Origin of the sequence: Dyella sp. KRB-257, assembly GCF_049445995.1 — a bacterium.
Lineage (GTDB): Bacteria > Pseudomonadota > Gammaproteobacteria > Xanthomonadales > Rhodanobacteraceae > Dyella_A.
In genome coordinates this window covers 73,546-88,573 of record NZ_JBMSDZ010000005.1, presented here as the reverse complement: position 1 = coordinate 88,573, position 15,028 = coordinate 73,546, and the positions used below count along the sequence as shown (strand labels likewise).

The 15,028-nt window shown below is 70.8% G+C and carries 9 protein-coding genes; 4 read left to right on the top strand and 5 right to left on the bottom strand.

Annotated elements, in window-relative coordinates:
• Nucleotides 1-159 precede the first annotated feature (159 nt).
• The gene (locus ACO2Q2_RS05345; protein ID WP_423254747.1) at nt 160-1,725 is read right to left on the bottom strand and encodes a glucosyltransferase domain-containing protein; all 1,566 of its coding nucleotides are present in this window, start codon (nt 1,723-1,725) and stop codon (nt 160-162) included.
• A 166-nt stretch (nt 1,726-1,891) separates the two neighbouring features.
• On the opposite strand from ACO2Q2_RS05345, the gene ACO2Q2_RS05340 reads away from it, so the two are divergent.
• Nucleotides 1,892-2,899 (top strand): zinc-dependent alcohol dehydrogenase family protein, encoded by a 1,008-nt coding sequence (locus ACO2Q2_RS05340; protein WP_423254746.1) that lies wholly within the window; start codon nt 1,892-1,894, stop codon nt 2,897-2,899.
• Nucleotides 2,900-2,902: 3 nt separating this feature from the next.
• Here the strand turns inward: ACO2Q2_RS05340 and ACO2Q2_RS05335 are convergent, their stop codons facing one another.
• The 3 genes from ACO2Q2_RS05335 to ACO2Q2_RS05325 form a co-directional block, all read right to left on the bottom strand.
• Nucleotides 2,903-3,547, bottom strand: a complete 645-nt coding sequence (locus ACO2Q2_RS05335) for a glutathione S-transferase N-terminal domain-containing protein (RefSeq protein ID WP_423254745.1) — start codon at nt 3,545-3,547, stop codon at nt 2,903-2,905.
• Between the two features lie 149 nt (nt 3,548-3,696).
• Entirely contained in the window at nt 3,697-6,069 is a 2,373-nt protein-coding gene (gene pbpC, locus ACO2Q2_RS05330; RefSeq protein ID WP_423254744.1) for a penicillin-binding protein 1C, read from the bottom strand.
• A 135-nt stretch (nt 6,070-6,204) separates the two neighbouring features.
• Nucleotides 6,205-11,205, bottom strand: coding sequence for an MG2 domain-containing protein (locus tag ACO2Q2_RS05325; protein WP_423254743.1), 5,001 nt, complete (start codon nt 11,203-11,205; stop codon nt 6,205-6,207).
• 185 nt (nt 11,206-11,390) lie between these two features.
• Between ACO2Q2_RS05325 and ACO2Q2_RS05320 the strand changes: the two genes are divergently transcribed.
• On the top strand, nt 11,391-12,050 hold the full coding sequence (locus ACO2Q2_RS05320) for a glutathione S-transferase family protein (protein ID WP_423254742.1): 660 nt from the start codon (nt 11,391-11,393) through the stop codon (nt 12,048-12,050).
• Nucleotides 12,051-12,060: 10 nt separating this feature from the next.
• Here ACO2Q2_RS05320 and ACO2Q2_RS05315 read toward each other — a convergent pair whose 3' ends face one another.
• Nucleotides 12,061-12,609: a hypothetical protein gene (locus ACO2Q2_RS05315; RefSeq protein WP_423254741.1), complete on the bottom strand. Its 549-nt coding sequence runs from the start codon at nt 12,607-12,609 to the stop codon at nt 12,061-12,063.
• A gap of 173 nt (nt 12,610-12,782) precedes the next feature.
• On the opposite strand from ACO2Q2_RS05315, the gene ACO2Q2_RS05310 reads away from it, so the two are divergent.
• Both ACO2Q2_RS05310 and ACO2Q2_RS05305 read left to right on the top strand, forming a co-directional pair.
• Entirely contained in the window at nt 12,783-13,082 is a 300-nt protein-coding gene (locus tag ACO2Q2_RS05310; protein ID WP_423254740.1) for a hypothetical protein, read from the top strand.
• Nucleotides 13,083-13,182: 100 nt separating this feature from the next.
• Nucleotides 13,183-14,991: a DUF885 domain-containing protein gene (locus ACO2Q2_RS05305; RefSeq protein ID WP_423254739.1), complete on the top strand. Its 1,809-nt coding sequence runs from the start codon at nt 13,183-13,185 to the stop codon at nt 14,989-14,991.
• Nucleotides 14,992-15,028: the final 37 nt, after the last annotated feature.

Here is a 15,028-nt window from a genome sequence, read left to right as displayed (position 1 = left end):
TGTGTGCTCTGCGCCGTGATCGCGATGGCCGGACATGCGCCAGCAAGCGGAGCCGCAGCGCCCGCCTCCATGCAGCCTTCGGCTCCGGCCCTGCGGCCCAACGCCGGGGGGCGAACGCGCATTGGGCTGACTGAGCGTCGGGGCTGATCGGGTGCGCGCTCAGCGCCGCTCGTCCGCCGTCGGCAACGCAGGCGGCTGGAACTGCACCAGCGCGGTGCCGTCCTGCACGCACAGGCGGTAGCCGACCGCCACGCGATCGGGCGCGGTGGCGCAGCGCGCTGCCAGGGCGGCGTCGCCAGCCAGCGGCCGGTTGAGCTGCGGGTGACGCGCATCCACCCACTGCGGCAGGTAGAACATCAGCCAGCCGCTGGTGGCGAAGCGGTGGGTGGCATCGAGGTAGGTCGGCACCAGCGTGTGCATCAGCGGAAATTCGCCGGCCACGTGCTCGGCCAGCGGCGCGAAACCGGTCGATCCGGTCACCACCAGACGACGAATCGATGTCGCCGCCGGCCACGCGGCCAGATCGTCCGCCAGATGCGCGGCGACGTGCCGCTCGAAGCGCTGCTGGTCGGCCATTGCGCTGCCGTAGGCACTGGCGATCACCCCCATGCCGAGCGCGAACGCGCCGGCCACCGCGGCGCAGGCGCGATCGCCCCACGCCCACGCCCACGGACGCAGTGCCACGCGCAGCACCAGCAGGCCCGAGGCCAGCAGCGCGCCGATGCCGATCAGCACGCGCGGCTGGATCTCCGGGGCGCGCAGCAGCAGCATCGGCCCCAGCGCAGCGATCATCGCGACCAACGGCATGGCGAACGCCAGCGCCACCAGCAGCGCGCGCTGCCCGTGCGGTCGATGCGGGTCTCGCGGCCGGGCATGGCGCACACCCACCATCACGCAGGCCAGCGCGAGCAGCATCGCCAGGATTCCGAAGACCGCCCACCAGTGGCCGTTGAACGAGCGGCCGATAAAGCCATGGAACGCGACAAAGTTGTCGGCGATGCGCGGAATCTCGCGCCAGCCGTGGATGGGCGCCGCTTGCTGCTTCACCCAACCGCTGATGTGCATGCCCACCAGCAGCTCGTAGACCGCCATCGCCACCGTAACCTGCACGGCGCGACGGAGCAGCGTGCGCAGCCCCGAGACCGCCGCGGCGGCGGCAGCCTGCGTGAGCACCAGCTCGGCCAGCGCCAGCACCAGGAACACGTTGATCGCCGGCTGGTAGAGGCACAGCGCGCCGAACAGGCTCGCGATGCCCCAGCCGCTGCCGCGCCGCGTCGTGGGCATCAGCAGTGGCCACACAGCCAGCCAGATCGCCAGCGCCATGCTCAGCGCATCGAACTGGTAGGACAGGTTTTCCAGGAAAAACGGCTGGGCGCCCAGCGGAAACACCAGCAGCGCAGCCAGCCACGGCGAGGCGTCGGTGAAGCGCCGCGCCAGCCGCGCGCCGGTCCAGGCGAGCAGCACGATCGCGCCGATCTGCGGCAGCGGCGCGATGTCGACCATGGTGTGGTCGTAGCACTGCAGGGCGCGCATCAGTAGCGTGGTCAGCGGACGGCCGTTGGAATCCCAACTGGCCCGGCCCAGCAGCGCACGCTTGAGATCGTCGTTGTAGGGACGATCGGCGTGCAGGAGCGGATACAGCAGCAGTGCGTACAGCCCGAGCAGCCGCGCGAACACGGCGCGCACGCCGGAGCCTGGATCGTCCTGTGGAGATGGAACGGCCACCGAATCGACTCCTGACATCCGCCCTCGATGGCGGCCTCAGCATGCTTGCAGGCGCATCTTGCAGGCTGCTTTCAGCGCCGGGCGATGCGCTGCATACGGCCGGTCCCTTGGCACGCGCCGGACGCGACCGCATGTCTGATGGTTCAACCCGCAACGAGGCATCCCCATGAAACAGATCGTGCTGAAGCGCCCCGGCGGGCTGGCGCAGCTGGCCCTGGTAGACGCCGCCGACCCGGGAGCGCCCGGCCCCGGCGAGATCCGCGTGCGAGTGCACGCCAGCTCGCTCAATTTCCACGACTACGCGGTGGTGGCCGGCATGATCCCCACCGCCGACGGCCGTATCCCGATGGCCGACGGCGCGGGCGTGGTGGAGGCGGTGGGTGCGGGCGCGGAGGAGTTCCGCACGGGCGATGCGGTGGTATCGACCTTCTTCCCGCACTGGCTGGACGGCCCCGCGCGCATCGACAACTTTGCCGGTACGCCCGGCGACGGCGTCGACGGCTATGCGCGCGAGGCCGTGGTGCGGCCGGCGGCCTGGTTCACACATGCACCGCGCCACTGGAGTCACGCCGAGGCGAGCACGCTCACCACCGCCGCCGTCACCGCATGGCGCGCGCTGGTGGTGGAAGGCGGCCTCAAGGCCGGCGACACCGTACTCACGCTGGGCACCGGCGGCGTGTCGATCTTCGCGCTGCAGTTCGCCCGGCTGATGGGCGCGCGGGTAATCGCCACCTCCTCCTCCGACGCCAAGCTCGAACGGCTGGCTGCGCTGGGTGCCGAGCACGTCATCAACTACACAAGTGAACCCGCGTGGGGCCGGCGCGTGCGCGAGCTCACCGCCGGGCGCGGCGTGGACCACGTGATCGAGGTCGGCGGCCCCGGCACGCTGCCGCAGTCGATCGAGGCGGTGCGCATCGGCGGGCACATCTCGCTTATCGGCGTGCTCACCGGCCGTGGCGGCGAGATTCCCACCGCGGCGCTGATGGCCAGGCAGGCGCGACTGCAGGGCATCATCGTGGGCAGCCGCACGCACCAGCAGGAGATGATCGCCGCCATCGACGCGGGCGCGCTGCGCCCGGTGATCGACCGCGCGTTCGCGCTGGAGGAGATCGCCGACGCGTTCCGCCACGAGGCCTCGGGCCAGCACTTCGGCAAGATCGTGCTGACGTTCTAGCCCTTACGCAGCCGGCGGCGTATCGAAGCGGTACGTCGTCTGCTGCGCCGAGGCGCGCTGGCCGAAGGTGTCGGTGAAGCGCGCCAGGGTCGGGTACACGTCCAGTGTCACGGTGGGACGGAAGCGCAGATGCTCGATCAGGCAGAACAGGGTGAGTTCGAGCAGGCTCAGGCTGCGCGACGCCGGCAGCGTGGCGAGCACCGCGTCGATGCGCGCATCCAGCCACGCCAGCACGTTGGCCATGCCATCGGCGGCCTTGGCGAAATACAGGTTGTCGGCCGGCAGCTTGGCCGCCTGCGTGCCGAACACCAGCTGCACCTGCGCGGCCATCGCGTGCCACACCAGCTCCTGTGCGTTGCGCGCCTCGACCCCCGGCAACTGCTCGGTCCACACCACGGGCAGCCGACCCGGCGCGAGCTCCGCCAGGGTGCGGGCGATGTTCTCCGCACCAAACGCCACCTGCCCGTCCGCCAGCCGCAACACGGGCAGCTTCATGGCCGGGTTGCCGCCGTAGTCGGCGGCGTGGCGCGAGCCCAGGTCGTAGACGGGCTGGAACGCGCAGTCGATGCCCAGCTCCAGCGCCAGCATGCGCGGCACGCGGGTGAAGTGGGAGCTGCTGCGGCCGATCAGGCAGGGCGTGGCGGTCATGGCGTTCTCCGAAGGAGGGATGCATGAGCTTATCGATCGCGCGCGGGCTTGAAACCCCCCACGGGGAGAGCAAGAAGAAATGCCGGGCCTGCGGCGCTGCCTTGAACCTTTTCTCCCCATGGAATGGAGAAGCCGACATCTCGCCGGATTCAGCGCGCCGCCACGCTGACCCGCAGCGAACTCCACGCACCACGCGCGGTGAGCGCCGTGATGGTGTGCGCGCCCGGCTGCTCAAGCGCCAGCGCGATGGAATGCGCATCCTCGGTGGTGCCCTGCAGTCGGCCGTCGAGCAACCACTGCACGGTGCCCGTCGCCCCCAACGCCTTGAGCGTGACGCGCAGCGGCTGGCTGCTGTGGGGCGCGCGGCGCAGGCGCACGCCGTCGGCGAGGCCCGCGATGCGGATGGCGCTGGCGTTGTCCAGCGAGTCGGCCGGGCAACCCGGTGCCTGCGGCGGCAGCGCGGAGGCGGCGCGGTCGTCCTGGCCCAGCCACGGTGTGGCCAGCGCCGGCCAGCGCGCCAGCTGCACCGCGTGCTCGCCCGCGCCGTGGCAGGTGGCGCTCAGTCGCCGACCTTGCGCATCGACCCGCAGCGTCACCAGCCCGGCCGACCACGCACCGAGGTCGCGCTCGGCGAAGGTGGGCGGCAGCGCGTCGTCCAGCACCCAGGCGCTGCGGTGCTGCCGACACAGCGCCGGATCGGTCGCCGCCCGCGCGCCGCCCAGCGGCCAGCAGATCTCCACCGAGCGCACGCTGGGCGGCTGCGCGAAACGGGTGGCCGGGCCGCGTGCGGGCAGCATGTCGGCGATCTGGAACAGCAGCGGCAGCGCGGTGATCGCGCCGTACTGGCCGGGCGACGGCGTGCCATCCGGGCGGCCGATCCATACGCCGATGGTGAACCGGTCGGCAACGCCCACCGCCCACGCGTCGCGGTAGCCGTAGCTGGTGCCGGTCTTCCAGGCCACCGCGGCGTGGCGGTTGACCGCGCCTTCCAGCGGCGCGCCCTCGACGTCGGCCGGGTTGTGCGCCAGCACGTCGCGGATGATCCAGGCCGCACCCGGCGACAGCAGGCGCCGCGGTCGTGCCGGCTGCTGCGGCGTGTAGCGCGGCGCCACCGCGATGCCGCGGTTGGCCAGCGCCGCATAGGCCCCCACCAGATCCTCCAGCCGTGTCGAGGCACCGCCCAGGATGATCGACAGATTCGGCTGCGCGCCGGCCGGCAGGCCCAGATCCAGGCCGCCCGCGGCGAGCCGCGCCACGAAGCGATTCGGCCCCACCCGGTCGAGCACGTCGACCGCCGGCACGTTGAGCGAGCGCTGCAGCGCCTCGGCCACGCCGACCGGGCCGGAGAACGCCTCGTCGAAGTTGCCCGGCCGATAGCCGCCGAAATCCTGCGGCGCGTCCACCAGCAGGCTCTCGGAGGTGATCAGGCCGTCGTCCAGCGCCAGCCCGTAAAGGAAGGGCTTGAGCGTGGACCCGGGCGAGCGCGGCGCCTGCACCATGTCGATGTAGCCGTGCCGGTCCGGATCGGCAAAGTCGCTGGTGCCCAGATAAATGCGCGCCGCGTGGCTGGCGTTGTCCACCACCAGCAGCGCGGCGCTGGTGTGCCGCGGCAACCGCGCGAGGTAGCTGCTCACGCGCTCCTCGGCGGCGCGCTGCAGGTTGGCGTCGATGGTGGTGCTGATCCGCCGCATACCGGGCTGCTCGCGATGCAGCCGCTCGGCCAGCAGCGCGGCCGACAGCGGCGCGCGCAGCGAACGGGCGACCACCGGCTCGATCCGCGCATCGCGCACTTGTCTGGCCGTCCAGATGCCCTCGTCGCGCAGGCGCGTGAGCACCTTGTCGCGCGCGGCGCGCGCCGCTTCGGGATGGCGGTCCGGCCGCAGCCGGCTCGGCGCCTGCGGCAACACCGCCAGCAGCGCCGCCTCGGCCCGCGAGAGGTTCTTCGCCGGCTTGCCCAGGTAGGCCCAGGACGCCGCCTCGACGCCTTCGATCGGCCCGCCGAACGGCGCGTGGTTGAGGTACAGGTCGAGAATCTGCCGCTTGCTCAGGTGCGCTTCCAGCTGCAGCGCGTGCAGGATCTGGATCGCCTTGCCGCCGACCGTGTGCGGGATCGGATCGATGATGCGCGCCACCTGCATGGTGAGCGTGGAGCCGCCCGAGACGATGCGCCCGTGCAGCACGCCGCCGGCCATGCCGCGCGCCAGCGCGTACGGATTCACGCCGGGGTGACGGTAGAACCAGCGGTCCTCGTAGCCCAGCAGCGCGGTGAGATACAGCGGCGACACGGTGTCGACCGTGGCCGGATAGCGCCACACCCCGTCGCTGTCGGCGAACGCGCGCAGCGGCGTGCCGTCGCGTGCCAGCACCACGGTGCTGCCGCCGTCCGGGGGCGGCAGATGCAGCGGGAACAGGCGGTCGAGCAGCAGCGCCAGCAGCAGCACACCGAGGGGGATGACGGCACGGCGCAGCCAGCGTCGGAGGCGACGATGCCTCGATGGCGATACGGCAGGGTCGTCGGTCATATCCGTCGCGTACGCCCGACCGTAGGAGCGCACCCTGTGCGCGACAGCTCTTTGCGGGTAGCCGCCAGAGGCGGTCGCGCACAGAGCCTGCCCTCGACTCGATCGAGGGGTGCGCTCCTACAGGGCATCATGGGGTCAGGGCTCGACTACGGTGACTTTCACCGGCTCGGCCTTGCCGATGCCGCGCAGGGCCGGGCGGTACATGTCTTCCACCAGCGGCGGCGGCACGGTGTAGGTGCCCGGTGTCACGGCGCGCACGAGGTAGAACACATGGGCCGCGTCGCCGCGATCGAGCTTCAGCGCAGCGGCGTAGCGGTCGTCGCGGTATTCCTCATGCACCACGTTGGCGGCCGAGTCGTGCTGGTCCAGCGCGATGCCGTCGATGACCACGCCGGCCCACTGCTGCGCGCCGGAGAGGTTGAGGTTCTCCACTTCCAGCCCGCCCGGCAGCAGGTCGGTGACCAGCGCGTCGGGGATGTCCATGCGCGCCTCGATGGTGAGCTCGGCGATCAGCGTGTCGCCCTCCTTGAGCGTGTCGCCTTCCCAGGGCTTGCCGTCGGTGGTGAACCAGCTGCGGCGCACGTCGATCTGGCTGTCGTCGGCGGGCGGCGCCTGCTGGGTGACGCCGGCGACGTCGAGCGTGGCGAAGATGGTGGCGCTGCCGGTGGACTGCAGGCTGACGCCGGACTTCAACTCGGCGGCGGTGAGATCACGGCTCCACACGCGGCGATCGGGCGCGGCCTCCGCCTTGCCGCCCACGCTCAGCGTGGCGGCGAGCGGTGCCGCCTCGCCGGCACCGAAGGCCTTGGCGACACGGGCGATCGCCGACTGCTCCTGCGTACTGAGGTACGACCACGACCAGCGGTACAGCGCATCCTGCTTCTGGCGCTCGCGCACGTGGCTGTCCACGTTGCGCGCCCAGTCGATCAGCTTGGCGTCGTACTCGGGCTTGTTGAGGCCGTAGGTGTGGGTGAGCGCCACCATCAGCGCGAGGTCGCGCAGGTCCGAGCCGTAGTCGCCCACGTACCACGGGCGCTCCTTGGTCCAGGCGAACGCCTCGGCGATCGCCTTCTGCGCGCGCTCGTTGTCGCCCATCAGCTTGAACGCCACGCCCAGGTGCACCAGCGGCAGCGGCGCCACCAGCTTGCTGCGCTCGTTGTCGAAGATCGCGCGCAGCGTGCCCAGCGGCGCGCGGTTGACGCGGGCCAGCACGAAGCCGGAATACGCCTCGTCAGCGAGGCGCATGTGGTCGTGCTGCTCGTAGCCGTAGTACGGATGGCCACCGGCCAGCAGGTCGTCGCTCAGGCGCTGCAGCGCTTTCTGCAGCACGTCCTGCGGCACGGCGAAACCGGCGTCGCGGGCGTCGAGCAGGAAGTCGACCACATACGGCGTGGTGAAGGTGACGATCGGGCTGGTGCCGCCCCAGAAGCTGAAGTGGCCGTTGCTGGCCTGGAACGAGGCGATGCGGTCCATCGCGCTGTCCACGGCCGCCTTGCGCACCGCGTCGTCCATCGGTGTCACGCCCAGCGCCTTGGCCGTGGCGGTGTCCATGATCAGCGCGGCGTAGCCCTTGCTGGTGGTCTGCTCGATGCAGCCGTAGGGATAGCGCAGCATGTCGCGCAGCGCCGCACCGTAGGGCAACGGCGGCAGCGTGCTCAGGCTCAGGCGCGCGCGCACGGTGTCGGGGATGAGCCCGGCCAGCAGCTCGCTGCCGATGCTCAGTGCCTTGCCCGCTTCCAGCGCCAGCGGCTGGTTGCGCAGCACCTCCGGCCAGGCCGGGCGGACGGCGAACTCGAAGTGGCGATCGACCTGGTAGTCGTTGAGCTGGGCATGGATGTCCACCCCCGCCACGGCCGCACCGGCGCCGGCGGTCACCGGCAGGGTCAGCGTGGTGCCGGCGCCGTCCTTCAGCGCGAGGGTCTGCTCGCCGTGCTCGATGCGGATGGGGCCGGTGCCGGTGACGCGCACCTTGGCCATGCCGTCCTTGCCGGAGAGGTTCTTCAGATCCAGGCTGATCACCGCCTTGTCGCCGCCGGCCATCACCCGCGGCGTGCTCGGCTCCACCACCAGCGGCGCGCGCACGGTAACCGCGCCGTCGGCGTTGCCGAAGCGGCTGTCGGTGTAGGCCAGCGCGCTCACGCGCAGGCTGCCGTTGAAGTCGGGCACGTCCAGGTGCACTTGCGCGTTGCCCTGCGCGTCGAAGGCGACCGGGCCGGCGAACAGGTCCACGATCTGCACCTTCGGGTTGATCCGGGCGGCCTTGGGCAGCGCATCGCCGCTCATGTCGCCGCCGTAACGCAGGCGCGCGGTGTCGCCGTCCATCGCCTCGATCAGGCGGCTGTAGAGGTCGTAGGCCTCGGTGGCGAGCGCGCGCTTGGCGAACATCCACGACCATGCATCGGGCACCGCGTAGTCGGTGATGTTGATCACGCCCTGGTCCACCGCCGACACCGTCACGTAGGCCTGCTTGCCGGCCAGCCCGGTGGCCTGCACGGTGACGTCCAGCGGGTTGCCCGGACGCATCAGCGTGGGCGCCTTGAGGGTGAGCGGAATGCGCCGGTCAGTGCGGTCCATCGCCACGTATTCCACGCCCATCGCGCGCGCCGGCGTGGCGTGCTCCACCGCCTCGCCGCCGCGGAACACCAGCGCCACCACGTACACGTCGTGGCGCTCCCAGTCCCTGGTGACGGGAATCTCGAAGGTGGCGCCGGCCCTGGCGTCGATGTTCCTGGTGTAGAGCAGGTGGTCGGACTCGACCAGCAGCACGCCGGGGCCGTCGTGCGGCGGGGTGACGGTGACCTTCATGGTGTCGCCGGCGCGGTAGCGCGCCTTGTCCAGCGCCAGTTTCACCTTGTCCGGGCGCGCTTCCTTGCCGAGGTTCTCGTCGTCCCAGCTGTAGCCGGCGAAGAACGGGAACACGGTGGTGAGCTTGGTCTCGGGGTCGTACACCTCGACGCGGTAGCTGCCCCACTCCACCGGGAACTCCACGCGGGTGTGGGCGCTGGCACTGACGTCGACGTCCTTCTCGTCGATCAGCTGCAGGCGCTGGTTGGCGTCGGATTTCCAGCCACCGCCGCGCTCGTACAGCCAGTAGAAGTCGCGCAGCTCGCGCTGCAGGCGCACCTTGAGGTGGCTGCCGGCGACGCGCTTGCCGTCGGCGTCCACGCGCACGATCTCGAAGCCGACCGGGCTCTCGCTCTCCGCGCCCTGCCTGGGATCGAACTCCGGCCGCACGCCGACCAGCGCGTCGGCCGGCCAGTAGCTGCGCTTGAGCAGGCGCGTCACCGCGCGGCCGCCGCTCTCGTACACGCTGCCGGACAGCGTCACGGCCAGCGGGGCCACCGGCTTGACGTCGTCGGGCAGCGGCACGTCCTGGGCAAGCTGGCCCTGCGCGTCGAGCCTGGCGTCGATCACGTCGGCGGCGGACCTGGGCAGGTCCACCGTGGGATCGCCGAAGAAGGTGTCCTTCATGGCATCCACCGGATGCACCTCAGGCGCCACCAGCAGCTTGGCGGTGAAGCGATTGCCGTCGGCCGGCGCGCCGTAGAGATAGCTCGACGCCACCTCCAGCTGCAGCGGCTCGCTCGGCGCCAGCCGCGGCTGCGGACTGTCCAGCGCCACCTTCAGCCGCTCGGGCAGGAACTCCTCCACATGGAAGGGGAACGCCTGCACCGACGCCTTGCTGGCCGGGTCGAGGTGGAACTCCAGCTGCCACAGGCCGGTGGGCGCGTCGGCCGGAATCGCCTCGCTGAGTTCGAAGTAGTTGAGCTGCCTGGGCTCCAGCCGGGTGTCCTGCAAGGTGCGACCGTCCGGCTGGCGCACGCGCACGAACAGCGACTGGGCCTTCATCGGCCGACCGTCGGCATCGCGCAGCAGCGCCGAGGCGCGCAGCGTCTCGCCGGGGCGATACAGGTCGCGGCCGGACCACGCGTACACCTCGAACGGCGCCTGCTTGCGTCCGGTGATGTCGAAGTTGGACACGTCCAGCGCCGGCCGGTTGAACGGCAGCACCGAAATGTCCTTGCCGTGGCGCGCCACCAGCACGTCCGAGTCGCGCACCTTGTAGGCGATCAACGCGTTGCCGGCGTCGTCGGTGGCGGCCTTGAGCGTGGGGTTGCCGGCCTCGTCGCGGATCTCCACGTCAACCCCGCCCACCGGCGTGCCGTCGCGCAGCGAGGCCACGTGCAGCAGCACGTTGTCGCGATAGACCCGCAGGTGCAGGCCCAGATCGCTGACGAAGAAGGTCGCCGTGTCGTAGCCGCCCTTGAACGTGCCGGCGGCCTTGACCACCGCCATGTACACGCCCGGCTCGGCCAGCTCGCGGATGTGCTGCACCGGCAGGTAGGTCACCGTGCGCTCGTTCGGCGCACCCTTCAGCGCGTAGTGGTTGGCATAGACCGAGTCGGCCATGTCGGTGAGCGCGCGCTTGCTGCGGCGGCGGTTCGGGCCGCAGGCGTCGTAGGTGTAGGGGTCGTGGTCCAGCTCGTAGCTGTCGCGATGGCCGTTGCGCGGGTAGGCGCAGAACAGGTCCGACAGCGCGTCCTCGTGCACGCGGAAAAACTCCACGTCGGCGTCGTGCACGTTCACCGACACCAGCGGCAGGCCGCGCGTGCCGCGCGCCGGCAGCACGCTGCCGTGCGAGGCGAAGCCCACCGCGCCGGGCAGGTTGCCGGAATAGATGTCGCGCTTGACCGCGTGGCCGAGCGTGCGCCCGTCCGCCGCCAGCAGGCCGGGCTTGATCGCCACCGCGTAGCGCGTATTGGCGGCCACGTAGGGAAAGCTCAGCGTGGTGCCGTCGTCGCTCAGGCCCCAGCTGCCGCTCACCGGCTCGCCGGAGGGGCCGGTCACCGCGAGCACGTCGTCGAAGGCCTGCGCCGAGGCCAGCCTGGTGTTGAACACCAGGTCGAGCTGGGTGCGGTCGTTGCGCACCGAGGAGCTGCCGGACATCAGCATGAAGCCGGCCTTGTCGCCGGCCTGCACGGAGGCGGATGAGCCTGCCGGCGCACCCTGCAGGGTTGGCTTGTCGCCCTCGTGGCCGCGGCCGCAGGCGGCGAGCAACAGCAGGCACAGCGTCGGGACAAGCAGATCCCGCGGCCAGCGGGCAGACCGGCGCCGCGCAATCGACAGACGTGACATGAGAACCTCTCCCTGGATGTGGCAGCAGTATGGCGTCCATTCGTGGCGGCCGGATGGCGCCCGCGGGGCGCCCCGCCTCGGGAATTCTGGCACGGCGGAGCGCGACGACGGGGTCGGCGGGCGGCACGCTGTCGATCCGCGATGCCACCGCTCGTCGTCAGCGAAACCTGCCGGAGAAACACCCCATGCCCGCCCTGCCCCGCCTCTACGCCCACCCTTTCTCGTCCTATTGCCAGAAGGTGCTGGTGGCGCTCTACGAGAACGGCACGCCATTCGAGCTGCGCATGCTGGAAGACCCGCAGGCGCAGGCCGAGCTGACCGCGCTGTGGCCGATCAAGCGCTTCCCCGTGCTGGTCGACGGCGAGCGAACGATCCTGGAGGCCACCTGCATCATCGAGCACCTGGACCTGCACTACCCCGGCGCCACCCGCTTCCTGCCGGACGATGCCGACGCCGAGTTGGACGTGCGCATGCTCGACCGCTTCTTCGACAACTACATTTCCACACCGCAGCAGAAGGTGGTGTTCGACCGCATGCGGCCAGAAGACCAGCGCGATCCGTTCGGCGTGACCGAGGCCCGCGCCATGCTCGACACCGCCTATGCGTGGCTGGACCGGCGCATGGCCGGGCGCACGTGGGCCGTGGGCGAATGCTTCAGCCTGGCCGACTGCGGTGCCGCCCCGTTCCTGTTCTATGCGGACTGGACGCATCCGATCGATGCGACCTTCGCCAACGTGCACGCCTACCGGCGGCGCCTGCTGGCGCGGCCGTCGTTCGCCCGCGCGGTGGACGAGGCGCGCCCGTATCGCCACTACTTTCCGCTGGGCGCGCCGGGTCGGGATTGAGCCGGATCGGTCAGCGGCCGGGGCGGCTGTTCGGCGCGGCCTGCGCCGGGGTCGGCGGGGGCGGCTGGCGCATCGGCCGGTTGCCGATCCACGGGTCGCGCCAGGCGGGGAAGTCGTGGTGCCGATAGCGCGGGCCGCGGTAGTTCAGCCCGTCGGCCCGCACCAGGGCGAGGCGGTGGCCGTCCTCGTTCTGCCAGATCCATTCGCCGGAAGGCACCGGCGAGCTGGACAGGTAGACGAAGCGCGCGTCGTATTCGCCGTCCGGCCGTGGCGTGGCCTGCATGCCCAGCTTCATCACGAACTGGCTGGCCATGGGCTTGCCGTGGTCCATGGCCGGCCCGGTGATCATCCGGCCCACCGTCTGCCGCAGCAGGCGGTCGAAGCGCGGCGTCAGCTCGATCGCCGACGACAGGCGCGTCACCTTGCCGTGCGTGTCGACCTTCACCAGCACCGGCAGCACGCGGTCGCGGAAACGGTTGAGCGACATCGACTCGACGCCGGCGGCACCGGCCGCCAGCGCGAGCGCTGCGGCAACGACAAGCGTGGTCATCGATTTCATGGCGGACTCCTCCCGGACGGTCGCCGATGCGCGTGGCATCGCTGCCGCCATTGAGCGCCGCCGCGCGCACAACCGCAACTGCCGCACCGCCGCGCCGGGCGCGATGCAGCGTGCGTTCGGCACCGATAAAGCCGTAGCCGCTAACCTCGTTCTGCAACCACAGGGAGTGACCGGTGAACCGCGACGAGCAACGGCTGAACCATCAACTGGACCGCCTCGGGCGGGTGCTTCCGCGCTGGCTGTACCGAATCGTGCGCTGGCTGCGCGCGCCCGGTGCGATGTGGCTGCGCATCCCGCTCGGCCTGATGCTGGTGTTCGCCGGGCTGCTCAGCTTCCTTCCCGTACTGGGCATATGGATGCTGCCGCTGGGCCTGCTGCTGCTCGCGCAGGATCTGCCGTTTCTCCGCCGCCCGGTCCGGCGCGCGCTGATCTGGGCGGAGCGCCGCTGGATCCGCTGGAAGCAGCGGCGCTGATCGCGACGGCAGAGACGATGCGGGCGCCGCGCATCCGTCGATTGCCGCCTGCCGCGGCAACGCCTACTCTCGGGCACTCAGTCTTCAAGGGGAGTCGACCATGCGAGCGTTGCGCGTTCTCACGCTGTCCGCCGTCATCACCGCCGCCCTGCTGGCCGGCTGTTCGAAGGAACAGGCCGCACCATCGGGTGACGCTGCCGCCCCGGCGCCCGCCGCCACGGCAGCCAGGGCCAGCACCGACAAGACGGTGGCGCTCGGCACCGCCGTGGATGCCTTCATCCAGGGCATGTTCGAGCACAACCCGGTGTTCGCCGCCAACGCCGGCAAGCACGAGTACGACGGCAAGCTGCCCGACTACAGCCCCGCAGGCCTCAAGGCCACGGCCGACTGGCTGCATGCCCAGCACGACGCGTTTGCCGCGTTCACCGACGACACGCTCGACGCGACCGGTCGCTTCCAGCGCGACTACGTACTCGCCGTGATCGACGGCCAGTTGTTCTGGCTGGAGCAGTCGGGCTTTCCCTATTCCAACCCGGCCTACTACACCGGCGACCTCTCGCCGAGCATGTACCTGACCCGCCCCTACGCGCCGCTGGCCGAGCGCATGGCGGCCTTCGTCAGCTACGAGGAGGCGCTGCCCAAGGCGCTGGCGCAGGTGAAGGCCAATCTCAAGACGCCGCTGCCGGCGTCGTACATCGACCTGGGCGTGAATTCGTTCGGCGGCTTCGCGGCGTTCTTCAAGAACGACGTGCCGGGCATCTTCGCCGGCGTGAAGGACCCGGCCCTGCAGGCGCGCTTCAAGGCCGCCAACGCTGCGGCCATCTCGGCCACGCAGGAGCTGGCCGACTGGCTGAAAGCGCAAAAGCCGCAGGCCACGCAGAACTACGCGCTGGGCGCGGACAAGTTCGCCGCCATGCTGCACGCCACCGAACGCGTCGACGTACCGCTGGATCGCCTCAAGGCGATCGGCGAGGCGGACCTGCAGCGCAACCTCGATGCGCTGAAGCAAGCCTGCGACCAGTTCGCCCCCAACAAGCCGCTGGCCGACTGCGTGGCCAAGGAAGCCGCTGACAAGCCCGAAGGCGGCGCGGTGGAAGGCGCGCGCAAGCAGCTCGCCACGCTGCGCCAGTTCGTGGTCGACAAGAACCTCGTCACCATCCCCGGTACCGAGCAGGCCAAGGTGGAAGAGGCCCCGCCGTTCAACCGCTGGAACTTCGCCTACATCGAGATCCCCGGCCCGTACGAGAAGAACCTGCCGTCGGTCTACTACATTGCCCCACCCGATCCGCACTGGAGCAAGGCCGACCAGGCCGCCTATGTGCCGGGCAAGGCGGCGCTGGAGTTCGTCTCCGCGCACGAGGTGTGGCCGGGCCACTTCCTGCAGTTCCTGCACGCCAACCGCGCCAAGTGGATGTTCGGCCGGCTGTTCGTCGGCTACGCCTATGCCGAGGGCTGGGCGCACTACGCCGAGGAGATGATGTTCGACCAGGGCGTCGACGGCGCCACCCCGGAAGTACACATCGGCCAGCTCACCAACGCGCTGCTGCGCGACGTGCGCTACCTCTCGGCGATCGGCCTGCACACCGGCGGCATGACCATGGCGCAGTCCGAGCAGATGTTCAAAGACAAGGCCTTCCAGGATCCGGGCAGCGCCCGCCAGCAGGCGGCCCGCGGCACCTACGACCCGGCCTATCTCAACTACACGCTGGGCAAGCTGATGATCATGCAGCTGCGCCAGGACTGGATCGCCAGGCATCCCGGCACCGACGCGCTGAAGGCGTTCCACGACCAGTTCCTCAGCTACGGCGGGCCGCCGATCCCGCTGGTGCGCGCGCAGATGCTGGGCGGCCCGGTGGAAGCGAGGTTGTGGACCCAGCCAGCGGCCGCAGGCACCGCCGCGGCGCCCTGACCGGCTGACCGACGCAAACCAGGCGAGGGGGGCCTCC